The sequence below is a fragment of the Paenibacillus sp. FSL H8-0282 genome, assembly GCF_037963825.1.
Lineage (GTDB): Bacteria > Bacillota > Bacilli > Paenibacillales > Paenibacillaceae > Paenibacillus_AQ > Paenibacillus_AQ odorifer.
Window position 1 is genome coordinate 2,864,626 of sequence record NZ_CP150146.1, and the last position, 25,218, is coordinate 2,889,843.

The window sequence follows — 25,218 nt, forward strand, 5'->3', positions numbered from 1 at the left end:
AAGAAAAAAGCCGGATCTCTTCCAATGAGATTCCGGCTTTTTTTGAGTCCCTATACTGGTCATTTTTAGATTGAAAAATAGTTAAGACTCATAGCCTCACGTACTTCGGCCATTGTTTCTTGAGCAATGCTGCGGGCATGCTGTGTTCCAGAGATTAAGATTTCCTGCACAAGCTTGGGCTTAGTAGCATAATAGGAACGAAGCTCTCGCATCGGTTCTATAAGCTGATCTAGAGCTGTCGAAATCAACTGTTTGCAAGCAGAACAACCCATGGTACCCCGCTCGCAGCCTTCACGAATTTCGGTTACCCCCGCTGAGCGAAAAGCACCATGATAAGCAAAAATAGGACAGATATCTGGATGTCCAGGATCATTTTTATGCACACGCGCTGGATCGGTTGTGGCTTTTCGTATCTTAAAGATAATCTCTTCCTTAGTGGAGTCCAGCTCGATGGCATTGCCAAGGCTTTTACTCATTTTAGCGTTGCCATCCGTACCCACAAGCCTCGGAGTCTCACTGATCAGCGCTCTGGGTTCCACCAGTATCGGGCTGTACAGCTCGTTGAATCTGCGGACGATTTTACGGGTTAATTCCAGATGAGGGAGTTGGTCTTCCCCTACAGGAATTATCGTTGCTTTACAAAATGTTATGTCAGCAGTCTGACTAACTGGATAACCAAGAAAACCGTAATACAATTCATCTAAGCTCGAATTTTTCGATTCGGCTTTAATCGTGGGATTATGCCGTAAAGAATTCACAGTAACAAACATAGAGAACAAGAGGGTCAGCTCTGCGATTTCAGGGATCATCGATTGAATAAATATAGTTGTTTTCTCCGGATTTATACCCGCAGATAAATAGTCCAGTGTGATCTCATGCAGATGTTGACCCAGCAGCTGTGGACGATCAAAATGGGTCGTTAGGGCTTGAATATCCGCTAAAAACACAAAAGTTTCATATTGCTCCTGAAGGGCTACTCGGGTCTGCAAGCTGCCGGCGTAATGGCCAAGGTGAAGCTTTCCAGTCACTCGATCTCCAGTTAAGACACGTTCGTTCATCATATAAATTCCTCCTGTTATTTAGCATTTGGTTACACTCGAGTCGCCACCACCAGCCATCATCCATGGCCATCACCTCCTTTAAATGACAAAAAAACCTCATCCAATAAGGACGAAGTTGTCGTGGTACCACCTTAAATGATCGTGTCACCTTACGATTCTTGGCTTTCGATCTTCTCTTACCTGTACGGAGAGGTTGAATTTATTCTCGATACAGGTCCCTTGATAACGGCGGGAACCCCGGTTTTCCCTACTGCATCCATTAAGATAGTTCGGAAAAACAACTATAAAGGCCATTCGAGCATACGCTGGTCACCGGTTCGCACCTACCACCGGCTCTCTGAAGACCATGTTCGTCTGTCTACTTACCCTTTGTCATCGTTGTTCATGATATGTGAATTATTGTAATTCTGAACAGGGGTGTTGTCAATGAGCAGAAATCGTATGGTGATTGACGAGGTATCTAGGTTTATATGATCTAGCAAAGTATACCTTAAATGTATATAATCATCAGGAATTAAGTCCAATCTATCATTGTGGATTCACAATATACTACTCTATAACCTTGAAATGGAGTGATGATAAATGGCGACAATAATAAGTTATGGGTCACAGGCAAAAATCCCGTTAGATCCGTTTACTACTGCTATAACGGTTGCAGGGATTCCTGGAGCTGGAGCGGGTCTAGCCACAGCACAAGTAAATATTAGTCCGGCTAATCCGGCTTCTTTCTCCAGTAGAGTCGAGTTAAATGGTAGTTTTAGTCTTACTGCACTTGCTAATAGCCAATTTCTTGTTATCATCCGACGAGCTGGAGTCGATATTTATAGATCCTTTTATCGTTTCACTACAATTACTGATATTCAATTAAGTGCTCAGTGGGTCGATGGTGCTTATATTGGAGTCCACAACTATGAATTGGTAATTCAGAATGATAGCAACTTGCCTATTAATCTATTTGGACCCATATCATTCACAGCAACTGCTATTGGAGGAGAGGGCGTAATTTAAGTTATGTTCCTGTGCGCCATTCAAGGGACGGGTGAATCAAAGCTTTGGACAGTTGAATCGATCTGATTCAGCTGTCCTTTTTTCGTGGGCATATAATTGAAGTACAACTCTCACAGCATAAATCTCCAACCATTTCCTTGATATAGCGGTTTATTTATTTAAGATGTTATCCTCTAAAACAGCGTATTTATCACCGTATTGTTTAATGATATGTTGTTCTCCCCAATTACATAATGCAGTCAAAATATCGCTTAAACTATCCCCATATTCACTAAGCTCGTATTCTACTTTTGGTGGAACCTGATTATAAACAATTCGGTTGATGATTCCATCTGCCTCAAGCTCGCGTAGCTGCTGGGTTAACATTTTTTGAGTAATGCCCGGCATCAACTGTTTTAACTCGGAGGTGCGTTTTTTGCCATGAGTTAAATGACATAGAATTACGCATTTCCATTTCCCTCCGATGACCTCTAGGGTGGCTTCAACAGAAATATTGTATTTTTTCTTGACAGTTGTTGTAGATGTTGTTGTCATGATAACCTCCAAGGTATGGGTACTTTTTAGCACCTATGGCACTTTTGAGTGCGTACTATTGATTATGTCCAATATAACTCATCATAACATTTTTCGTTCAATTTTTATAGAATGCTATAATTTAGAGAGCTTTGGGCGAAAAAAAGTTAAATGAAATAAAAACCGTTTCTATACCTCCCCCGTCTTAATCTATGAAAGGTTGAAGAGAGGAGGCTAAGGAAGGATATGACGATGACTAATGCAGAAATGAAAAAAGTAACGATTCTTGATACTCGGAGCGAGACAGATTTTTACGATTCGATATTGGTACATAGAGAACAATTGTACAGTATTGCTTATAGTTACTTGCGTAACCGAAACGATGCGCTGGAAGCGATGCAGGAAATGACTTGCCGGGCTTGGATTAAAAGAAAAACTTTAAAGGACCCCAAAGCATTCAAATCATGGATTATTCGAATTCTAATTTATGTCTGTATAGATGAACAAAGACGGAGAAAACGTTCCATGCCGCTGGTAGATGAAAGAATAGGAGAACAGGTCACACACATTGGCCATCATCGGATGGAAATGCTGTGGGCACTCGAGCAGGTTAAGCCCAAGTATCGCCATGTGCTGCTGCTAAAATACTACAACGATATGACCTTGACTGAGATCGCTAACATTATGAATAAACCCGAGGGGACGGTTAAGACTTGGCAGCATAAGGGGCTGAAGCAGTTGCGAACCATCATAAAGAATCGGGGTGAATGGAACAATGAGTAGTCAAGAGGAGCTTGCCATGTTAAGCGATGCCGAACGTATCCCACAAGAACAAAAAATAGAGAATGCAGCCGCTCAGATCTATGCGATCCAAGCAGGTTTGGAATTAGGCAAGAAACGTGGCAGAAGGTTAATATTCACAAAAAGTGCGATGTCTGTGCTGGCGGCTGCAGTGATGATAGCGGGCTTGCTGTTCTTCAATCCAACCCAGCTGTTGCCACAGCAAGGGACTTCGAGTGTTGATACGTTCGATTGGGGCGTATTGGAGCCTTTTAAAACATTGGCTGCAGCTGATATTGATGCTCTTACACTAGAGTCTGCAATTCGGAATGATTATGTACAAATCGTTAATAAGAGTGCTGAATCAAATGGATATAAAATTACTCTAAATGCTGTGCTTGCTGATGAAAATAAAATCATGCTGCTGTATACAGGGACAACAAGTGATGGTCAGGAAGTGTACAGTGTTAATAGTGTGAAGCTGACAGAAGCTGAAACTGGACGAGACGTAATGGAGGAGAATGGGAATAGGGGCGGAATGGGAGCACACGCAGAGGGAACCATATATACTTGGCTCGGTAAAACTGTATTCTCACTGGACCGAAATAAACCAAGGCCAACAGACGTAGTGGCGGATTTTCAGATTGCCTCTGTAGACCCGGGAATGTTAAGTAAACCGAAAACAGGAACGGTTTTATCCGACATGCGGTATTCTGATCGTTTAAAAGTGAACTTCTCTATTGATCCTAAGTTTTGGGAGCAGAAGACGGAGACATTAGTTGTAGACCACCCCTTCATAATTGACGGACAGGAAGTAAAACTAGCCGAAGTCGAGCTTTCTCCGTTAAGCATAGCGCTCAAATTTACGATAAATGAGGAATTGAAAACGGATTGGATCGTCCGAAATGAACTGTTTCAAAAGCTCCCCTATGAATTAACAGCGCAGGTTGGGAAGCGCGACATTAAAATTAATCCGAATTCTGGTAGTGGATCTGATGATGGATTTATAAGTTACTTCAGCAGTAATGTGTTGGATCACCCGAAGTCACTGCGACTGAAACTTAATGCGGGGGCAGATCGAGAGAAAGAAGAGTATATTGATATTCTGAAAAAATGAGCGGTAAGCGATATTAGTGAATATGCGTTGGGAGTTGTAATATAGAAAAAGGCCGCTGGTTGCGGCCTTTTTGTTATTGTTGGGACATTATACTAACTTTGCGAGTTACCTTTTAACACCAAACACGCCACTTGTTAAATGAGAACAAACTCCTGATGCTCCTATCGGGACTGTATGTGCATAATGCTCCTCAGGTTTCTCATGTTACTCACGCTTCTCACGTTTCACAGGTTTCTCACGTTTCACAGGCTCCTCACGTTTCTCAGGTTTCTCAGGTTTCTCATGTTCCTCACGCGCGTAACACTCCTAACGGACTGTATTGCAGCTATTTTAGCTTTTTTGAGCATTTTGCTGAGTTTTCGGACTGCATAGCTCTTATTGGTCTAAATCCACACCAAAATTGAGCATATTGGGTTGAATAGCTGCATCTGAGTCCGATAGCACTGCGAAATGCCCGGATTCTTCGAAATAAGGGCTCCTGTGTCCGAACCATCTGCCTCGTAAATACTGCACTGTAAACTCGCCATCTGACCTCGTAAATACTGCACTTTAAACTGTAAGTCACCGTCTGAGCGTCTTAGCTATTTCGGCAGAACAAAAGTGGCATTAGTGCGGTACAAAAGTGTTGCTAATGTGGCAACTAAGTTAATAACGCTCCTCAGGTTTCTCATGCTCCTCAGGTTTCTCATGCTCCTCAGGTTTCTCATGCTCCTCAGGTTTCTCATGTTCCTCATGTTCCTCATGTTCCTCACGCGCGTAACACTCCTAACGGACTGTATTGCAGCTATTTTGGCTTTTTTGACCATTTTGCTGAGTTTTCGGACTGTATAGCTCTTATTGGTCTAAATCCACACCCAAAATGAGCATATTGGGATGAATAGCTGCATCTGAGTCCGATAGCACTGCGAAATGCCCGGATTCTTCGAAATAAGGGCTCCTGAGTCCGAACCATCTGGCCTCGTAAATACTGCACAGTAAACTCACCATCTGACCTCGTAAATACTGCACTTTAAACTGTAAATCACCGTCTGAGCGTCTGAGTAATTTCGGCGTACAAAAGTGGTGCTAATGTGGTCCTAATATGGCGTTAATATGGCGCTAGTAGCACTAATATGGCACTAATTTGGTGCAAAGGTGACGCTAGTGTGGCAACTACTAAGTCAGTAACTTTTCTCGTTGTAGTTATGGGAGTATGTGTTCAGTAATTAGTTAGTCGAGTTAGTTGCTGTAATTTGTTTTCAACCATTCCTTGTTTGACCAGGACAATTTGCCTGCCCCTGAGCCGTCAACAGCGGTAAGTCTAGATTTTAGACTAGCTGGGTCATCTGAAGTGTAGCTATAAGGTAGTGTTGTGAATCCGTTCCATGCAAATGCTTTAACGGCAGCGGGTACAGGGGAGAGAGGGCTGTTCTTAGATGTACTGTCTCCTCTGAACGTTGCTCCATCTAGTGAATAGATCGTATCTAAAGCTGCGATTGCACCCGTATATTTGCTATTACTTGCATCCGCTTGATTGTTGCGAAGAGGATACACTACATCAATGATTACAGAACTTTCAAGTAATACAGCTCCTCCTTCTGTCGAGATGGCTCCGTTACTTGTAACCCCGAAATGATACCCCTTGCTTGAGATCGCTTTTTCCATAGCGGAGGTTAGACGTTTTTTAGCCAATCTGGTATCTTCGTTGTCCATTACAATGTTATAGGCATGCGCATTACCACTACGAAGGCGGGGCATGCGGTCTTGTATATCTTTATAGTAGTTGTGATGGAGCGTTACAGAAAGAAGCGCATTATCAGCTGCAAACTCTGTTGCGCCTATTAAGTGGCCCTTTTTTTGACTAGCGGCAATCGCAATGATGTCGTCTTTACTTAGGCCAACTGAGCTGCTTCTTAAATAAGCGTACATGGGATAGGCAGCCTTGTTGGCTTCCATAGCATTAATTTGCTGAGTAACCCAGCTGTTTGCGTTTCTATCATCCCCTAAGAAGGATGACCATGAAATGGTGACGCCGTTGCTGCCTTTTTTAACATCGACAACTCCGTCATAAGATTTATTGAAGGTGCAGTGGTCGATCCATATGTTGTTGCTGTTCTCAATGGTGATGTAGTCCCAGTCGTTTTTATCGTAATTTCCTTTGGTTGCTTCATCCCATTCCCACAGCTCATCAAATTCAAGGTTGCGGATGATGACGTTAGAGCTTCTTTTAAAAGTAAAAGCGGCATGTTTAATGGTTGCACCCTTAGCTGAGAAAATGGTCAAACCGTCGAAGTTGTCTATAGACACTTTGCTGACACCAGTCTCTATTAATACGGGATGTGTTAAAGCACTGTTATGAGCGCTAAATGGGGAGATCTTTGCCGCATCAGAAATTTCATTCCATCCCAGATCCAAGTCGTTCATAATTTCAATAACCTTTATTTTGGATCCTTTTCTCAGTGCAGTGGCAAGATCTTCTGCGCTATATACCTTTTTATAGAGTGGACTGGTTTCTTGGATATTTCCACCACCTGTTGTTCCTATGGCAAACCCAGCCAAATCATATTCACTAACCTGAACCGGTGTAGGTGTTGGTGAAGCAGTCGGTATCGGCGTAGCAGTTGGTGTTGGTGAAGCAGTCGGTATCGGCGTAGCAGTTGGTGTTGGTGAAGCAGTCGGTATCGGCGTAGCAGTTGGTGTTGGTGAAACAGTCGGTATCGGCGTAGCAGTAGGTGTCGGTGAAGCAGTAGGCGTTGGTGAAGAAGTCGGTATCGGTGTAGCCGTCGGTGTCGGTGAAGCAGTAGGTGTTGGTGAAGAAGTCGGTATCGGTGTAACAGTCGGTAATGGCGTAGCAGTAGGTGTTGGTGTCGGCGTAGTGCCAATGGTATCAGAAACGGTCACGTTGTCGAACATCGTAATTGTCTTAAAGGTAACGAGCCCTGCTGCACCTTTTTTTAATTTGGAATCGGAAGCTGAGAGCTCCAGCGTATCATTTACATACATGTTGATGGTATTTCCGCTCATTTCGAGTTTTACATTATACCAAACTCCTGGTTGCAGAGCGTAAGGTTTGCTGGACAAAGTTGTAGTAGATCCAGAAACCTTCTTTCTGATTTCCAGCATGCCATCATTATTATTATACAAAGAAGCTGCATAAAAATTATTTCCATCTATGTATCTGCCCGCAACATAAGTTCTGTTTGAGCCATTAAAATCAACTACTTTTACATCCGCTTCCACAGTGTAATCGCTCCAGGCTGGATCACCTGCAGAAGTACGTCCTTCTTTTGTGGCAGACTGGTAATATACGCTGTTACCTTCGTCCTCAACAATAGTCCAATTCCCACTAGTGGATGTCCATAGATTATCGCCCTCTTCAAAGCGGTCTTGGAAGAAGGTAGAAGCACTTGCCGGATACACAATAAAAAGAGAAAAGATCAGGGTAATGCACATAATAACACTAGCATTTTTCTTGATTGATTTTAGCAAACTCATTGTAATCCTCCTTATGTATTTATAAATTTATATTAATATAAATACATATATCGGAAATAAATATAAGTAATAATATGATTATAAAGTCCTTTTTTTAATTAGTGCTATAATAGCTTTTTGGGTATTCAACGATGAATTCTGATCTATACGAACTAGGAGTGATAGACTTGAGCGTAATCCGAATGGAGAACGTAACTAAGAAATATGAGAATACATTGATCTTTCGAGATATTTATTTTCGTGTGAGCAAGGGCGAACGTATTGGCTTAATCGGACGAAATGGAGCAGGTAAATCTACTGTTTTTAAGCTAATCATGGGAAAAGAGGAGCCAACGGCAGGAAAAGTAGAGTTAGATCCCAATGTGAAGATCAGCTACTTCTCTCAATTTTCGGAGCTTTCCGGGTCTTTGTCTGTACAACAAGAGTTAGAACTTTGCTTCGAAGAGGTAGCACGCATTGAACAGGAGCTTAACCAAATAGGAGAACAGCTTGGGCAGGTGTCGGATGATGTCCAGATGAATGCACTTTTAGAGCGCCAAGCTGAGCTTTTTGAACAAATGGAGCATTTGGATGGCTGGAATGTATCTGTGGAAATCAATACGGTGCTGACTAAATTAGGATTCGATGAGAGATCGCGGCATCAACCTGTAGAGGAGTTATCCGGAGGCTGGAGGAACCGCGCGGCACTGGCTAAAGTCTTAATTGAAGCGCCCGATGTTGTATTGCTCGATGAGCCTACTAATTTTTTGGATATGGAAGGGATCGTATGGTTGGAGCAGTGGCTGCACCGTTTCAATGGGGCGATGCTTCTGGTTTCTCATGATCGGCAATTTATTGACAGAGTGGTCACGCGGACGATAGAAATCGAGAACTATCATTTTCAGGAATATGAAGGCAATTATACCGATTACGTTCGTAAAAAGAAGATGCGTAAAAAAGTGCTCGATCGGCAATTTGAGTGGGAAGAAGAACTTCTCCTTATGGAGTCCGAGGCCATTGAAAACCGTGGTAGTAAGAAGTCTTCTAAGGACCGTCTATCCCGTAAGCTAACGGATATGAAAAAACGAGTGGAACCTCATCCAGTTAACGTATTAATCACTGATATTTATAGTAATTTACGTTTTCCTGACAAGCTGGGGGAAGTGAAGCGGATTGGACAAAGTTATGATGGCCGCTCCATTTTCCAGAACATTAGCTTCGATATTCAAAAGGAAGACCGGATAGCTATCGTGGGTCCGAACGGCAGCGGAAAGTCGACACTCATCAAGGTACTGACTGGACAAGAAGCACCGGAATCGGGGGAAGTGACTTGGGAACGCGGGGTCGGTTATGCGTACTTTAATCAGATGTGGGATGAGCTGGATCATAAAGATACCGTCAGCCATGCCGTAAATGTTTATGGACTGGGACTGGACGCACCGCGGAAAAAGGTGAATAAATTTCTAGCGATGCTGCAATTCTCGGAAATGGATCTGAGTAAAACGATTGGCAGCCTTTCAGGTGGACAGCAGGCCAGAGTGGCTTTAGCGAAATGCCTTCTCTCCGGAGCTGCTGTCATTATTTTAGATGAGCCCACTAACCATTTGGATTTAACCAGTATTCAGGTGATGGAGCAGGCGTTGATTCATTTTCCTGGCGCTGTAGTAACAGTTAGTCATGATCGGTTTTTTATTGATAAAATAGCGACGAAAATGCTCACCTTTGATCCTGAATTAGGCATTACTGAGCAAAATGTTTAGGATTACGCGGGAAGTCGGATGATCACTGTCGTTCCTTCACCTACGTGACTGGAAATTTCAATTCCATATTTTTCGCCAAAATGAAATTGAATACGATCATGAACATTTTTAATGCCAATATGTTCTTCATCTAAGGTATCTGAGGGTTGAGAGAGACGGAAACGCAGCTGTTTAAGTTTCTCTTCCTCGATGCCAATGCCGTTATCTTTAACGATAATCAGCATATCCTCCCCCGATATCACCGAGGATACCTCAAGCAGACCTGGTTCACTGCGGCTTTCTAGGCCATGTACGATAGCATTCTCTACGATGGGCTGCAAGGAGAAGTGCATGACCTTAACGATCTCGCATTGCGGATCTAGCTGCTCCATGTACTGTAATTTATCCCCAAAACGCATCTGCTGAATCTTCACATATAGCCGGACATGCTCAAGTTCTTCGCGCAGGGTAACGGTGATTTTCCCAGTCTGGATATGAATCCGAAACAATCTGCCCACGATCCCCACCATCTCGCCAATCTCTCTTTGTCCATTGATGATGGCTTTCATTTGAATAGATTCAAGGACATTTGCCAGAAAATGCGGATTGATTTGGCTTTTGAGTGCACCATATTGGGCTACTTTTTGTTGGGCCTTGGCCATCGAAGATCGCTCAATATAGTTTTGCAAATCTTTAACCATCTTACGAATTCCATTATATAGAACCCCAAATTCATCTTGACGATTACTGTACAAATCCACATCGAAATTCCCCATCCCCACCAGCTTCACCTTCCGGCTTAACAGAATAATAGGTTTGGTTACGCGTTCCGAGAGGATATACATAAATAAGAGTGCAGTGACAAGCGATAAGAGCGCCAAGGTTAAAATGATTTTGCCAAGAAAAGAAGCCTGCTTAGTCATCTCTTTTTCATCAATATATTGAATGACCTTCCAGTTGGAGTAAGGAGAGGTAACAAAATTAATGTACGAATCCTTGTCATCAAAAGTACCATATAAGCTCCCGGCGTCATTGTTCATAAAAGTGTTAAGCGCCTGTTTGTCGATAGGGACTGGCTCTAAAGGACTCGTCTCCAATGAATCTGAGCTGTAAACGTTGCCCCCCTTATCGTCTAAAATAATAAATTTCCGCTTGCTATTCTCGGACAGCTTTAAGATTTCCCGTAATGAATCCAGCCGGATATCGATTAACATGACACCTAAGGGCTGCTTGCTTCCTTTTTTATTAATGACTCTGGCGATGGAGATGACGGATTGTTTGGAATTGGTGCGATAGAAGGGGAGATGACTTCCAAACAGGATTACGCCCCCCTTTTTTTGCTGCGTCTGTAAATACCAATCCTCTTGGGTGTAGTCCTTCACATCATAATCCGCACGATTGAAATTGGCGGAGTAGAATACACGTGACCCCGCGAAAATCTGCACACTGTCGACATTTTTAATCGTCATTTCAATCCCGCTGATGAACTGTTCAATCGTGTTTCCATACTGAATACTTAGATCATTCCCGATATTATCTTTGTTGATAGTCCAATGCTCGAGAGCGGTTTGTAATTGACTATCTACTTGGGCGTTAAGGGTCCCTTTTTCAATACTTTGCAGATACTGGTCGATGTTGAAAGAAAGATTATTAAGGATGAGATTAGAGCTGCTTTGATATTCATTTTTGACGGCTTGATTTGAAAAAATATAGATAATCGCGGATATAATCAGCAAAGGAATAGTAATGGTCAGGATCATCAGCACAAAAATCTGCCGATTGACATGCCGCATCCGATAACGTTTTTTTGGCTGGTTTATTTGCATCATTTTGCTTACCACCCCGATTGTTTTCTATAGTCTGATGGGGTCATGTTGGTGAAGAGCCGGAACGTTTTAACGAAATGCTTATAGCTCTTGTAACCACACATTGTGCAGACATCGGTCACTAGAATTTCCGGTTTTTTTAAGCATTCCTGCGCGTATTCCATACGGATTTCGGTTACAAATCGCATATAGTTCTTATCGAGTTTTCTTTTGAACAGACGGCTTAAATAAGAAGGGTTATAGAAGAAGCGATCCGCTACCATTTGTAGAGTAAAATCTTGATCAATATTAGCTCTAATGAAGGATTTAATATGTTCAAAGATAATCACATCCTGCTGATGGTTATCCGTCAGACCTTCGGTATATATGTTCCCCAGATGAACCATCCAATTCCCCAGCCACTCGAACATGACCTCAAGGGAGTGAAAATCCTCAACAAAAGTAAGGTTTAATAGTTTATCGCTGTACACACCATCCCTATGAATGTGGTTTTTATTAGCGAAGCGGATAATGACACTTATGATTTCTTGTACATACGCAAGCCATAGATCAGGTGAAGGGCCATCTGCTTTATGCAAAATATCTTGTGCCAATCGTTGCATTAATTGTAGAATTTCTTGTTTATTGGCATTTTCGATGCAGGAGATTATTCGTTTCTTATCGTTGTCATCTAGTTGGATAAGCATTGGTTTAGTAGCTGTGGCGCCTGCCTTTATGGAAGAGATATGGAATATATTCTGTTCATTCTGATAGAAGCGTTGATATAACAGCTTTTCAGACTCGTGAAGTAATGAAGTGATTTGAGACAGTTCGTTCGTCACTGTACCTATGGCAAGATAAAGGGCAAGATGATGTTCTAACGTAAGCTTGTTCAAATGCTGATCGAGTTCAGTAAGTACTTGGGTCTCAAAAGGGACAATGCTCGTTGCAGTCTGTGATCCCATGACTATTAGCCCGTAGAGTTTGGATTTAGCAGCATATGTAAAAATAGATCGTGGCAGACTCGCCGGGAGATAGGCCTCCGTTGCAAGATGTATGAACTTAGTCGCCTGTTCTCGCATCCACCTTGTGGATGGTGAAGGTGTTTCTCTGATAGGGAAACCTGCCAAAACAAAAGGGAGATACAGATAATGTTTACTTTTGAAACTACATAATTCAGCGATTAAATTAGTGTCAATTGCAGGTTGTTCTTCTTCGAGTAGTAGCTTTATAAGCTGTGAGCCTTCCAGAGTAGAACGTTTCCTTTGTTCTTGTTGTTTAAGTTGCAGCTTGTTCATGCATTCTTGAATCACGGTTAGGCTTTCTTCATATTCCAGAGGTTTGAGTAAAAAAGCATGCACACTCCCAAGCTTGATGGCTCGTTGAGCGTATTCGAAATCATTAAATCCTGTCAAAATAATAAACAAAGTATCAGGAAGGAATTGGCGAAGCTCTTCTATCATCTGAAGACCATCCATTTCGGGCATGCGAATATCAGTGATCACTAAATCTGGCTGCTCACGTAGTGCGGTAGCGACGCCTTCTTTTCCATTCTCCGCTTCAACAATACTCTGAACACCAAGCTCCTGCCACGAAAAGTAATGTTTTAATCCCGTCCGTATTAACGGTTCATCCTCTACAATCATAAGCTTGTACATGAAATCCCTCCGGAAGACTAGATTTATAGTGGATTTTTCAACAACGATATCATCAAATGTAAGTTATAAGCTAAAAATTAAAATAATTATAGGTGAAATATGTAATGTATTATAACATTGAAGAGGGGCTGAAAGAAGGTATAGGTCAGAATACGACCCTAAATGTAAAAGGAGTGGGATTCTCCTGAATTTATAATTGATTTATGATTAGCGCAAGGAATGAGAAAGCATTCTATTCCACAAAAATAATAGGGGGTAGCACATGAGAGCAATGAAAAAAGGGCTAATGAGCATTGTTGGTGTCGCACTTTTAGGTACACAGTTAGTTGCATGCGGAAATACGAATACAGCGAATTCCGCCAATGAACCAAGTAATAATACTGATAAGAGTGAGCCCGCGGCCACTGAGACTGCTGCTAAACCAGTAGAAATAACATGGTGGAATTTTCCGAGCTTTCAAGCTTTAGATGGTGAAGTTGGCAAATATGAGAAGGAAATCATTGCAGCTTTTAATGAGAAGAATCCGGAAATTAAAGTCAACCTTGAGATGATCACCTTTGAAGGCGGCCCTGAAAAACTGAATGTGGCAATTGCTTCGAATACCGCACCTGATGTAATTTATGATGCTCCTGGACGGATTATTGACTGGGGTAAAAAGGACTTATTAGCACCTCTTAATGATATGGTGACCGATGAAGTGAAAAATGATATTTCGGAAGCCTTTTGGAAACAGTCTAGTGTTGGCGAAGAGATCTTTATGTACCCGATCAATACAGCTCCTTTTATGATGGCGGTAAACAAGACTGTTTTTGAGAAGATTGGCGCGCTAGATTTGCTTCCTCTGGATAAGGAAGACCGAACTTGGACGTTTGAAGAATATAAGAAAGCGCTGGAAGCTGTTAAAGAAAAAGCACCTGATGTTATTCCTACCGGATTCTTCGCGAAGAGCCAGGCTGGAGATCAAGGAACTCGTGCATATCTTGCTAACTTAGGTGTATCCAGATTTCTAAATGAAGATAATTCCGCAGTCGCTATCAATACTGATAATGCTGCAAAAGCGTTGGATTGGATCGTTCAAGCTACAAAAGATAAACTTAGCGTTTCTGGTGCGGCTTCCCTTGCGGCTGCTGACGTGAACGACTTATTTTTACAAGGGAAATTAGCCTTTACACTCAACTATTCTGCAGTACTTAAAGCTCAGAACGTATCTAAAAAAATGGTTGAATTCGAAGATGTTCTGCTTCCATTCCCTACTTTAGATGGATCGGAACCTAAGCTTGAACCTTACCTCGGCGGTATGGCTGTATTCAATAATGGTGATGAAGCTAAGATTGCAGCTTCTAAGAAGCTGATTGATTTTATTGCTAATGATCCTGTATGGGGGAAGAAAAACTTGATTCAAACAGGTGGTTTGTCTGTTCGTAATTCGATTACAGGCCTCTATGATGATGCAGAGTACAAATACGCTGAGTATGCTCGTAAATTCACAACAGATGCACCTACCATTGCCGATGGATATGCTGATATTCGTACTTTCTGGTTCCCTGAATTACAACGTGCTTTAACTGGAGGAGCAACCGGTAAAGAAGCTTTGGACAGCTTTGCTGCAAAAGCAAACGAAGCGATTACGAAAGCAAAGGCTGCAATGAAATAAAAAAAGTGAATGGTGTCTAAAAGAATAGAGTGCGGCAAGCACTCTTTTCTTTTTAAATCATTGAAGAAATGGGGAAGGACTGTGGGGACAACGGTTCGCAAAATAAAAGGTTATGTGATTCGTGACTGGATGATGAGTTATCTCTTTTTAGTGCCGGCATTTGGGTTTTTCCTGCTTTTTGTAGCTTATCCGATGGTGAAAGGGGTCTATATTAGTTTCTTTGATTACTCCTTGAGAGATTTCAGCTTTATTGGCCTCGATAATTATATCTCCTTAATAAAAGATGATAACTTCAGGAAGTCGATGGGAAATACATTATTGCTTGTACTCATCACCGTACCCATCGTTATTATTTTCTCGTTATTTATCTCTATGAATATTTATAAGAAAAAAGAGTTTGCCAGATCGTTTTTCCGCGGAGTGTTCTATTTGCCGGCTGTATCCTCGGTCGTAAGCATCACAGTCGTTTGGGGCTGGATCTATCATCCGAACTATGGGATTCTAAATTATTTAACCAGCTTTTTGGGAATGGAGCCTATATCCTGGTTAGGAGATACGAGGACTGCACTGCTTGCTATTATCGTGGTTCTGATAACGACCTCTGTTGGGCAGCCGATCATTTTATATGTGGCATCTATTGGGAACATTCCTACTTCTTACATAGAAGCAGCTGAGATTGATCGAGCGACGCCTTGGCAGATTTTCCGGAAAATATTATGGCCAATGCTAATGCCAACGAACTTATATATTATCGTGATTACCACGATCAACACCTTTCAATGTTTTGCGCTAATTCAGTTGCTCACCTCGGGTGGACCTGTGTATAGCACATCGACTGTTATGTATGGCGTTTATGAACAAGCCTTTATGCTCGGTCATTTTGGATATGCCTCGGCGATGGGTGTCATCCTTGCGATTGTGATCGGGATCATTTCTATCATTCAATTCAAATACTTTGGCAGTGATGTTGAGTATTAAGGAGGGGACATCATGAATTCTACGAATCCGTTAGAACTGAGAGCACCTATTGGCCAATCTAAGAAAGTAAGCAAATGGAAAAAAGAATTGACGATTCCAAAAATATTAGCGACCATCCTGTTGATTCTAGCAACGTTGTTTTTTATCTTCCCTTTTTATTGGGTGGTTTCAGGGGCATTTAAGCTTCAGACTGTAGCAACAACGATCCCCCCGGAATGGTTTCCGGCTAAGCCGACTCTGCAAAACTGGACCGAGTTATTTAAGAATCCCGTTGAGCGCTGGATGTTTAACAGTTTCATCATTGCTTTTTGCGAAATGGCAGCGATTTGTATCGTTTCTTCCTGTGCTGGTTATGTGCTTGCCAAAAAGTCTTTTCCTGGCCGAGGGATTATCTTTACGATGTTTGTTGCCGCTATGGCATTGCCTAAGCAAGTTATTCTTGTCCCGCTGTTTACGATGCTTGCAGATTTTGGGTGGGTCAACACGTATAAAGGGCTTATTTTACCAGCGATTGGCTGGCCATTTGGAGTCTTCCTAATGAAGCAGTTCGCGCAGACGATTCCAGGAGAATTAATTGAAGCAGCCAAAATAGATGGCAGCTCTGAGATTCGTTTGTTCGGAACCATCATTTTACCTTTGTTAAAGCCTGCAATAGGGGCACTGGCAATCTTTACCTTCATCACTTCTTGGAATGATTATTTCAGTCAGCTGATCATGACCAGATCGACTTCAATGATGACATTACCACTTGGGGTAGCGACTCTTCGGGGTGAATTCACAACAAACTATGGACTGCTTATGGCGGGTGCTGCGTTAGCCTCTATTCCTATGATTGCAATTTTTCTAATGTTCCAAAAAGCCTTTACCCAAGGGATTACTATGGGGGCTGTAAAAGGCTAATTATTCCTATAACAACGAAAATTAATAGTAATGAATTAAACGATGGAGGCTGTAATTTATGAAATCATATGATCTTGAATCCTTTAAAGGCATTATTATTGCTATGTACTCCAGTTATGATGCTGAGGGGGAAATCGATAAAGAAGCAGCCCGAAAATTAGCTCGTCAGTATGCTTCTACGGGAGTAAAAGGTCTTTATGTTGGCGGAAGCTCTGGCGAAGGTATGCTGCAATCTGTAGAAGAACGCAAACAAATGCTCGAGGCAGTTATAGCAGAGGTTGGAAAAGAGCTTACAATCATTGCTCACGTGGGTGCCCCATCTACAAGAGACAGTGTTGAACTAGCTATCCATGCTGAGAAAGTTGGCGCACATGCCGTATCGGCTGTTCCAGCGATCTATTATCGTCTGTCACCGGAAAGTGTTGAAAGTCATTGGCAGGCGATTATTGATAGTACGGCGCTTCCATTTATTATCTATCACATCCCGCAAACTACAGGCTTTCAATTATCGAAAAGCTTGCTGATTAAGATGGCAGCTCAGGATAAAGTAATCGGGGTGAAAATTTCGGCGGAGAGCACGTTTGAGCTTCAGCAATTTAAAGCCGCAGGCGGGAAGGATTTTCTAGTCTTAAATGGACCAGATGAGCAGTATTTGGCGGGCCGCAGTATTGGGGCAGATGGCGGGATTGGTGGAACTTATGGGGTGATGCCCGAGTTATTCCTAAAAGTGGAACAATGTTATGTGCAAGGAGAGATGGCTGAGGCGCAGAAATGGCAGTTTATCATCAATGATCTCATTGTTGAATTGCTTTCCTTTCCTTCATTATATGGTGCGTGTAAAGCGATCCTTAGTGTGCGCGGATTTGAAACAGGTCAGCCAAGAATGCCGCTTTTACCGATTAAGGATTCCGATCAGGAGCGGGTGGAAGCTCTGAACAATAGAATATTAGATTATATTCTTGAAGCGAAGGGATAGGGTTAATAATGACTCGAATAAGTGATATCTTTCCGGTGAAAGGTCTGATTGTTTCCTGTCAGGCACTTGAGCATGAGCCGCTTCATGGTGGGGATACAATGGCTAAAATGGCAAGAGCAGCGGTTCAATCAGGAGCTATAGGAATCCGGACAAATGGTGTTCCAGATATTGTAGCTATCAAAAAAGAAGTAAATGTACCGGTCATTGGACTTATTAAACGGGATATTCCCGGATCAGCCATATTTATAACACCAACCTTAGATGAAGTGAAGGCGATTGTTTCTGCAAAAGCAGAGATTGTTGCGCTTGATGTAACGAATCGGGAAGAACGCTTAGAGTCAGTAAAGCCATTAATAGAATATGCACATCTGAGAGGTGTGCTGGTTATGGCGGATATTTCGACATTTGAGGAAGGGCTTGCCGCTGAGAAATTAGGTGTGGATTTCATCGGTACCACGCTTTCAGGCTACACCCCATACAGTACACAGCAGGAAGGACCGGACCTTGTCTTAATTCAACAATTAAGCAAATTAGTGAACATTCCTGTTGTTGCGGAAGGACGGATATGGACACCGGAAGACGCAGCAAAAGCTAAGAATGCGGGGGCATCCTATGTTGTTGTAGGAAGTGCAATTACTAGGCCACAATTGATCACTTCGAGATATGTTAAGGCCGTGAGCGATTTCAATGACTGACGGAGGTGAGTCCGCGATGGAAGGGTATGATCCTCATATAGAATATGCGATCGGAGTAGATATTGGCGGCACGAAAATTAATGCCGGACTCGTCTCTTCACAAGGGGACGTTTTACATACTGTAAGCCTAAGCACATTGGCTGGACAGACGAAAACAATGGATCGCATTATACTAGCTATTCGGACATTAATGGATGAAATAACAGCACAACAAGCGGGAATTCAACTCCAAGGAATTGGCGTAGGATCAGCAGGGCAAATGGATTGGGAGGCGGGACGTGTCCGTTCCGCTTCGGAGCTTATCCCTGGCTATGCTGGCACAGCTTTGAAGGATTTGCTTCAGACACAGTTTCATCTTCCGGTAATCGTTGATAATGACGTGAATGTATTAGCATTAACAGAGAAATATTTAGGCTCAGGCAAAGAGGTAAAAGACTTTATCTGTCTTGCCCTTGGTACGGGCGTGGGTGGAGCGATAGTCGTAGACGGCCATCTTGTCCACGGTTCTTGGGGTGGGGCTGGAGAGTTAGGCCATATGTCTGTAGATTTCAAAGGGCCTGCATGCATTTGTGGTGGAACAGGCTGCTTGGAGCAGTATGCTTCAGGCACAAGTATCGCACGTCGCATGCGCGACAAGCTTTTATTACATAACCAGTCCCCAGAGAACGTAGACTCACGGGAAGTGATAGCGAGATGGCGGGCAGGTGACTCTCTGGCTACAGCGTTAATGGAAGACACGATTGCTGCGCTCGGATCCGCGATTGCTTCATTAATCCATATTTTTAACCCTAAAGTCATCGTCATTGGCGGTGGAGTTGCTGAAGCAGGCGAACTTTTGTTTGAAGGCATTAGAAGGGAAGTAAAGGGCAGAGTAATGCCATCGATGCTGGAAAATGTTCGTATTGAAGCAGCCTATCATGGTAATTTATGTGGAATGATCGGTGCGGGGCTGCAGATGTGGGAGTATAGTCCCGATAAAGTAAAGAGAGCAGAGCTATAAGGGTCTATTCACCATCTATCTGTATAGAAAGTCATGGGGAGCAATACGTAGAAGCGAGTTTAATTGTACATCGTACAACTATATTTCTCGAATCCCTCCAGCCGATGGATGTAAGTGTATTTTGTACAGCTATTTTCTTGATTTACAGCCTTAGTGGTGGCTTCTCGTGTTTTTAGTTGTAGAAAATGCAACTAAAGTCAAAATGATTGCATTTGCCTACGAAATAACTGTATAGAATACATTTATTCTATTTCTCAGATTCCCCTGAGATCCGGTGTAATTGGCGAATTCTCCTCTATCATCTGCTCAAGCACCCTGCCAGGCAGCGTTTCTCCGATTATTGGAGAATTGTTGTCTGGTTGTCTTTTTATAGATTACTTTTTTTTGTCTGAAAATTACCTATTTTAAATGATGGGCTTTTTATAATCACCTTAAAAATGGAATATATAGAACATATTAATTCTAAAGTATTATATTCCGCTAATAGTATAGTCCTACCTATGTATATTTATTTGGAAACCGAGTTTGGAAACAAAGGCAAATTCGTACGAAAGTCGGAGACGCAAAGCCACGGGTCTAATTCATCCCACGAAGGGATGTTACGACAGCCGGGCCGCTCAAGGCACTTGGTTTTTTTGCGTGCCTAAAAATCCCCCTGAAGGAGAGAAAAGAATGAGGTTCAGAAGTAGAGTGAGGACCCCGAGGAATAGGCTGATGCTGCTCACGGTTATGTGTATGTTTGTGAATTTGTTTGCCGGAGTAGTTGAAGCTGATATAGCTTCGGCAGCGGGGAGTGATCCAGGTCGAACAGATTATAGTGTGTTCGGTGATCAGATTGTATGGATGGAAAAGGATGCAAAAGGAATCAAACAGGTACATACCCTAAATCAGACTAGCGGAGCAGCTAAAATACTCACCTCCAGTTCTTCTGCTAAAGATGCACCTGCAGTTGGTGGAGGTTTTGTGGTGTGGGCTGATAAAAGTAGTGAAGAAGAATCTTCACTGAACTGGGATATTTATAGTTCCAACATTTCTATTGGATCTCCTACCAAGCTCAACCAAACGTCAGGACAATACGGCAATCCATCAACAGATGGAGTGGGCGTAGTCTGGTATGAGCGTACACATTATGGAAATATGATCTATCATGGTTTGGCCTCGGGTGTAGAAGCGGAACTGGGTGAGGGAAGATTTCCGGTCCTAGCTAATGGCATAGTAGTTTATAAAAATGCTCGGAGCGGAGGACTTAGCATGCTCAATTTGAGCAGCGGAGCCACACGTTCCATAGTCAGGCTGGGTGGAGCGAATTTTGTAGATTGGTTCGTGTTCAATGGTAGCCACGTGCTTTGGAAGCAAAAAAATGGAGCTTCAGAGAGCAAATACGTCTTGATGTCCATCAAGGATTTTACTTTATCGCCTATGGATCTTACTGCAATGAATATTTCTAACACGGATTATGCTTTTATGGCGATAGGTGCAGGACAAGCGGTCTTTCAGGTAGAGGTAAATGGTGCTCCTGTTTTGAAGAACGTTAATCTTTTATCACGGAGTGTTACTTCTCTTCCCGCACTCCCTTCAGGCGCGAAGCTTATAGGAATTAGTGGAGAGAAACTTCTTTATAGCATTAATGACCAATACATAGAAGCAGTACAGTTGGATGTAGATTAGGGGCCGGGTTCAACTCCAACTCCGAGTCCTAATCCTAATCCTGACCCAGACTCGAATTCAAATTCAAATTCAAGCGGGAATTCAGGTTCAAACATTTCAGTTCCAACACCAACGGGTCCTAAAGACAGTAAGGTGTTTGGAGATAAAGGCGGCATTTTGACTGCGGCAAATGGTTTGGCTCGTTTAGAAATTTCAGCAGGGACATTTCCTGAGAATACAACAGTAAGTTTGGTTCAAGTAGAAGAAAGTAAGACTCAAACGGTTATCGATAATAAAGGAATTAAACTACGTAAAGAAAGTTCTAGTTGGCAAGTGGAGGCCAGCTCAACCTTTAAACTTCCAGCGTTACTGGCTATTGGATATGCAAAGGAAACTCCTTGGACTACGAACCGAGAGAAGCTCGGAATCTATCAATATGATACTGCATTAGGAACTTGGAGCTACTATGGCGGGGTTACTAACCTGGAAGACGATTTCGTCCGAAGCGCAATTACGGAATCTGGAATCTATTCGGTGATGCTACGGGAAAGAAGCTTTACTGATATGACAAGCCACTGGGCTCGGCAAGAGGTTGAAGTGCTGGCATCAAGAGGAATTGCGGATGGAATGACTAGTACTGATTATGCACCAAAAGCCACACTGACCCGTGCTCAATTTACGAAACTGCTAGCAGCTGCGCTCCAAATCAAGCCGATCCTTCCCGCTGCTCCAACCTTTCGTGATGTTTCAGCGCAGAATTGGTCTTATGGATGGGTAGAGGCTGCTGCTGCTGGAATTGTGAAAGGGGACGGGGGTCTCTTCCGTGGAAATGATCCTCTGACTCGAGAACAGATGATGGTTATGCTAATTCGTGCTATCGAAGTGCGAACGGGAGTTGAAGCTGACGCATCTGGAATGAATAAAATACAAGCTGAATTGGCACGGTTTAAGGATAGTAATGGCATCAGCAGCTGGGCAAAAAACTCTGTCGCAGCAGCGATTTATAATAAGTTAGTACAAGGTGACGGGTTGTATCTGTATCCTAAGCATTCCTCTACAAGAGCCGAGGCTGCGATCATTGTCTATAAACTGTTGGCTGAGCTAGAGCTACTCTAATCATAATGAACGGGAGAATAAAGATGATCATTAGAACTGTAAAAAGGAAATGGCGTCGCGGAAATATGAAATTATGTATCCATCTTATGTTTGCTTTTCTGTTAGTTGTTTCATATATCCCAGTATTTCCAGCGTTGGATAATTTGACTTCGAAGGCATATGCAGCAACAAATATGCGAATTGAACCTAGCGAGATTAACCCTGAAAAGGGGGAAATGAGCAATATCATTTTTAGCTTTAATGCTGCGGATGATGGTCAAGAAGAGCATGAGACCAATATTAATCTTTGTAGTCCACAAGCAAATGGATCGTCACCTGTATTAGCAAAGCTAATTAAAAGCGGTGTCTATAAGACGAAAAACAATAAAGGTGAGTACATCGTTCATAATGTAGATTGGGACGGGAAGATTGGAGGTGTCCCGCTGGAAGAAGGGCGGTATGCGATTTGTATCTCTCCATCTACTTATAACGGAGTAGGGGTCTTTTATGGCCAAATGGCTAGTTTCGAAATTCTGGGCGGTGAGGCAGCGATTGCACCAACCGAGCTGGATATTAAACCAGCCGCGTCAGGAAACGCCTCTATCATCTCAGGCTCAGCTGCAACAGGAACCACGCTGGATCTAGAGTTATATTACCCCGCTGAGGGAGATCGGTGAAATATGAGGGTATCTCAGTCAACACCGCTGGACAGTGGAGTGAAAATGTAGAGCTTCGTGTAGGGTCAATTGCCCACATTACAGCAAGAGCTAAAAAGGATAGTCATCTTTCTGGCTATTCAGAGCCGCTTGAAGTGCTTCGTGTACTGACTCCAGCTTTTTCCGTCAATTGGGAAGCTATTGCAGCTTTTTATTACAAATTGGATTCTGTAGAGGCTACGAAAGAAAAGGCAATAGCTTTAGCTGACATCAATAATTCAGCAACAGCTACTGGAAATGTCAGTGGATTGACCTCCATATTGTTAACTGAGCCGGAGTCTAGTGACACTATAAAACAGGAGGAGTTATCGCAATTTACGGAATTAGCGCTTGCAGATCGTCTGAGAATTGTTAATCTTACGGGACTGACACCGGTTGATCCGGCACGCGTTAATTTTGTCTACGCTACTGATGCCATAACTCTTCAGGCATTAATGCCACTTCAGTTTAGTTCGAATTATTTAAGTCGCGATTCGTTTAAAGGCGTAAGCGGACTTGGCTGGCACCATAGCTATGAATGGCAGCTGACGCCAATCAATGACGGTAAGATTGAGGTGATGAGCCGTGACGGCTCACGTTTTAATATATTCCTTTATCCGGTGGGCGTTATCTGACTCCGCGCGGCATAGAGCATTTTTTGAAGCATTAAGGGGCAAATAAGTTGATATCAAAATAGAACTACTATAATATCGACCTTGAAGGCGACAATCCTCAAGGTCTTTCTTTCTCCCACCCAGTGCCGAATGAATCTGGCGGTTACGTTATTAAAGATAATGTAACCCTGATCAGCCCCATATAGAAATTCTGCGAATTGTATAACCTATTTGTAATGTTACACCCTTATTCAACTTCCTCAAAATTCCTAGTTACCTCCATGTCTCATTCCTAAAACCATACCTTGGTATTCTTGCGGATTTTCGAAATAAAACAACTTCCGCAACTTTATTCAGACATACGTGGACTACTCTTAGTAAGAGCATTTTAAAAATCACTCGCAACTGTCTGGACTGATATGCTCCCCATATAGTAGACAGGTGAAATAATAAATCCTGTCGCTGTATGGGGAGCATTTTTATGGAACAAAAGAAGTATACAGCACTGGAAAAGTTAACGATTCTCCAAGAAATTGAACGGGGCGACATTGGTTTGAAAACTGCGGCCCGGAAGTATGGAATATCCAAAAACTCTATAGTGAAGTGGCGGCAACGTTATCAATTGTATGGATACGAAGGGCTGGAAGTCCGAAGCTATAATCGTACGTATTCTGCAGAACTTAAACTCCATGCCGTTAAGGATTATCTCGAGGGAGGATTGTCGCAAAACCAAATCATCTGCAAGTATAAGATTGCAAGTTCAACCCAACTCGCCAACTGGATTAGGAAGTATAATGGTCATAGCAACAGCTTAACAGCTCATTCAGGAGGAACTAAAGCTATGACCAAAGGACGCGTAACCACTTGGCAGGAACGGATACATATCGTGCTGTACTGCCTTTCGAACGGAGAAGACTATACGAAGGCGGTAAGCCATTTTCACGTGTCTTACCAACAAGTATATAGCTGGGTAAAGAAGTACGAAGCTGGTGTTGAAGAGGCGTTACGAGACGGTAGAGGACGCACCAAAGCGCTTGAAGAACTTACGGAAGCAGATCGCCACAAACTCGCGATGCAAAAGCTGGAATACGAGAATGCACGCCTGCGTGCGGAGAATGCTTTTCTAAAAAAGTTAGAGGAACTCGAAAGGATGAGACGTTTAGAACCATTCGCCAGGTGAACATCTATCAGGCCATTCAGGCCGTTCAGCAGGAACAGTCTTGCTCCATTCGGCTTTTGTGTGACATCGCAGGGATTTCACGGTCAAGTTATTACAAATGGTTGAATCGCAAACCCAGTTTTCGAGAGGCTGACAACGAGAAACTGACAGAGGCCATCCTCCTCTTGTATGAGAAGGTGGAACGAACCTTTGGGTATCGCCAATTGACCCTGCATTTGCGCAGACAAATGGATAAATCTATTAACGCAAAGCGAGTGTACCGGCTGATGAGATGCCATGGCATCCAGTCAGTCATCCGCAGAAAGAGAAAAAAGTATGTAGGCTCCACGCCTCAGCAGGTTGCAGAGAATGTGCTGAACCGTAATTTTGAGGCTGAAGCTCCAAACCAAAAATGGGTAACGGATGTAACGGAATTCAACGTAGTGGAGAATAATCCGTTAGGATTTACTGATCCTACAGGAAATATGAAATGGTCACAGATTGATGATTTTTGAAAAGGTCTATTGGGTTCAGCAGGAAGCCTTATGTATGATTTTTTCAATAGATTTATGTATAATGGATATGAGATATTATTCCAATATATTTAAAAAAAGGGGAGCATCGGGAGTGATGAGCCATACAAAAATAAGTTGTTGCTAGAGGGAAGGCAA

The 25,218-nt window shown here is 42.7% G+C and carries 21 protein-coding genes, 1 riboswitch and 1 other annotated feature; of the genes, 16 read left to right on the plus strand and 5 right to left on the minus strand.

What is annotated here, in order from left to right; all coding sequences use genetic code 11:
• Window positions 1-65: 65 nt before the first annotated feature.
• Window positions 66-1,061 (minus strand): tryptophan--tRNA ligase, encoded by a 996-nt coding sequence (gene trpS / locus NST94_RS12455; protein ID WP_076301840.1) that lies wholly within the window; start codon window positions 1,059-1,061, stop codon window positions 66-68.
• Window positions 1,062-1,163: 102 nt separating this feature from the next.
• Window positions 1,164-1,446, minus strand: a binding site (T-box leader).
• A gap of 197 nt (window positions 1,447-1,643) precedes the next feature.
• Here trpS and NST94_RS12460 point away from each other — a divergent pair.
• Window positions 1,644-2,069, plus strand: a complete 426-nt coding sequence (locus NST94_RS12460) for a hypothetical protein (protein ID WP_036686349.1) — start codon at window positions 1,644-1,646, stop codon at window positions 2,067-2,069.
• A gap of 150 nt (window positions 2,070-2,219) precedes the next feature.
• On the opposite strand, the gene NST94_RS12465 is transcribed toward NST94_RS12460, so the two are convergent.
• Window positions 2,220-2,603 carry a winged helix-turn-helix transcriptional regulator gene (locus NST94_RS12465; protein WP_076125996.1) on the minus strand — a complete coding sequence of 128 codons (384 nt, stop codon included), beginning with the start codon at window positions 2,601-2,603 and terminating at the stop codon, window positions 2,220-2,222.
• A 225-nt stretch (window positions 2,604-2,828) separates the two neighbouring features.
• Between NST94_RS12465 and NST94_RS12470 the strand changes: the two genes are divergently transcribed.
• Together NST94_RS12470 and NST94_RS12475 are read left to right on the plus strand one after the other, a co-directional pair.
• Window positions 2,829-3,365 (plus strand): sigma-70 family RNA polymerase sigma factor, encoded by a 537-nt coding sequence (locus tag NST94_RS12470; protein ID WP_036686352.1) that lies wholly within the window; start codon window positions 2,829-2,831, stop codon window positions 3,363-3,365.
• Window positions 3,358-4,479 (plus strand): DUF4179 domain-containing protein, encoded by a 1,122-nt coding sequence (locus NST94_RS12475; RefSeq protein WP_076301841.1) that lies wholly within the window; start codon window positions 3,358-3,360, stop codon window positions 4,477-4,479. Before NST94_RS12470 ends, NST94_RS12475 begins: the two co-directional genes overlap by 8 nt.
• Window positions 4,480-5,697: 1,218 nt before the next feature.
• Here NST94_RS12475 and NST94_RS12480 read toward each other — a convergent pair.
• On the minus strand, window positions 5,698-7,953 hold the full coding sequence (locus tag NST94_RS12480; protein WP_339282013.1) for a pectate lyase: 2,256 nt from the start codon (window positions 7,951-7,953) through the stop codon (window positions 5,698-5,700).
• A gap of 167 nt (window positions 7,954-8,120) precedes the next feature.
• Here NST94_RS12480 and NST94_RS12485 point away from each other — a divergent pair, with 167 nt between their 5' ends.
• Entirely contained in the window at window positions 8,121-9,692 is a 1,572-nt protein-coding gene (locus NST94_RS12485) for an ABC-F family ATP-binding cassette domain-containing protein (protein ID WP_076126001.1), read from the plus strand.
• A gap of 2 nt (window positions 9,693-9,694) precedes the next feature.
• Here the strand turns inward: NST94_RS12485 and NST94_RS12490 are convergent, their stop codons facing one another.
• A complete protein-coding gene (locus NST94_RS12490; protein WP_339282014.1) occupies window positions 9,695-11,500 on the minus strand; it encodes a sensor histidine kinase in 1,806 nt (601 codons plus the stop codon).
• 5 nt (window positions 11,501-11,505) lie between these two features.
• Window positions 11,506-13,134 carry a response regulator gene (locus tag NST94_RS12495; protein WP_339282015.1) on the minus strand — a complete coding sequence of 543 codons (1,629 nt, stop codon included), beginning with the start codon at window positions 13,132-13,134 and terminating at the stop codon, window positions 11,506-11,508.
• 262 nt (window positions 13,135-13,396) lie between these two features.
• Here NST94_RS12495 and NST94_RS12500 point away from each other — a divergent pair, with 262 nt between their 5' ends.
• The 12 genes from NST94_RS12500 (at window position 13,397) to NST94_RS12555 (ending at window position 25,062) form a co-directional block, all read left to right on the plus strand.
• A complete protein-coding gene (locus NST94_RS12500) occupies window positions 13,397-14,788 on the plus strand; it encodes an extracellular solute-binding protein (protein ID WP_076183515.1) in 1,392 nt (463 codons plus the stop codon).
• Window positions 14,789-14,917: 129 nt separating this feature from the next.
• Entirely contained in the window at window positions 14,918-15,766 is an 849-nt protein-coding gene (locus tag NST94_RS12505; protein WP_052097471.1) for a sugar ABC transporter permease, read from the plus strand.
• A 12-nt stretch (window positions 15,767-15,778) separates the two neighbouring features.
• The gene (locus tag NST94_RS12510) at window positions 15,779-16,666 is read left to right on the plus strand and encodes a carbohydrate ABC transporter permease (RefSeq protein WP_051491452.1); all 888 of its coding nucleotides are present in this window, start codon (window positions 15,779-15,781) and stop codon (window positions 16,664-16,666) included.
• A gap of 58 nt (window positions 16,667-16,724) precedes the next feature.
• Window positions 16,725-17,642: a dihydrodipicolinate synthase family protein gene (locus NST94_RS12515; RefSeq protein WP_038570494.1), complete on the plus strand. Its 918-nt coding sequence runs from the start codon at window positions 16,725-16,727 to the stop codon at window positions 17,640-17,642.
• Window positions 17,643-17,650: 8 nt separating this feature from the next.
• Window positions 17,651-18,337, plus strand: coding sequence for an N-acetylmannosamine-6-phosphate 2-epimerase (locus NST94_RS12520; protein ID WP_339282016.1), 687 nt, complete (start codon window positions 17,651-17,653; stop codon window positions 18,335-18,337).
• Window positions 18,330-19,337, plus strand: a complete 1,008-nt coding sequence (locus tag NST94_RS12525) for an ROK family protein (protein ID WP_339282017.1) — start codon at window positions 18,330-18,332, stop codon at window positions 19,335-19,337. The genes NST94_RS12520 and NST94_RS12525 overlap by 8 nt, the downstream gene beginning before the upstream one ends.
• A 526-nt stretch (window positions 19,338-19,863) precedes the next feature.
• Window positions 19,864-19,958, plus strand: a riboswitch (cyclic di-GMP riboswitch).
• A gap of 108 nt (window positions 19,959-20,066) precedes the next feature.
• Window positions 20,067-21,005: a hypothetical protein gene (locus tag NST94_RS12530; RefSeq protein ID WP_339282018.1), complete on the plus strand. Its 939-nt coding sequence runs from the start codon at window positions 20,067-20,069 to the stop codon at window positions 21,003-21,005.
• Between the two features lie 174 nt (window positions 21,006-21,179).
• The gene (locus NST94_RS12535) at window positions 21,180-22,100 is read left to right on the plus strand and encodes an S-layer homology domain-containing protein (RefSeq protein ID WP_339282019.1); all 921 of its coding nucleotides are present in this window, start codon (window positions 21,180-21,182) and stop codon (window positions 22,098-22,100) included.
• Between the two features lie 23 nt (window positions 22,101-22,123).
• Window positions 22,124-22,756 carry a hypothetical protein gene (locus tag NST94_RS12540; protein ID WP_076301849.1) on the plus strand — a complete coding sequence of 211 codons (633 nt, stop codon included), beginning with the start codon at window positions 22,124-22,126 and terminating at the stop codon, window positions 22,754-22,756.
• Window positions 22,753-23,409, plus strand: a complete 657-nt coding sequence (locus NST94_RS12545) for a DUF6531 domain-containing protein (protein ID WP_076301850.1) — start codon at window positions 22,753-22,755, stop codon at window positions 23,407-23,409. The genes NST94_RS12540 and NST94_RS12545 overlap by 4 nt, the downstream gene beginning before the upstream one ends.
• Before the next feature lie 460 nt (window positions 23,410-23,869).
• A complete protein-coding gene (locus NST94_RS12550; protein ID WP_076301851.1) occupies window positions 23,870-24,568 on the plus strand; it encodes a helix-turn-helix domain-containing protein in 699 nt (232 codons plus the stop codon).
• Window positions 24,565-25,062: an IS3 family transposase gene (locus NST94_RS12555; protein WP_179089383.1), complete on the plus strand. Its 498-nt coding sequence runs from the start codon at window positions 24,565-24,567 to the stop codon at window positions 25,060-25,062. The genes NST94_RS12550 and NST94_RS12555 overlap by 4 nt, the downstream gene beginning before the upstream one ends.
• The last annotated feature ends 156 nt before the right edge of the window (window positions 25,063-25,218 follow it).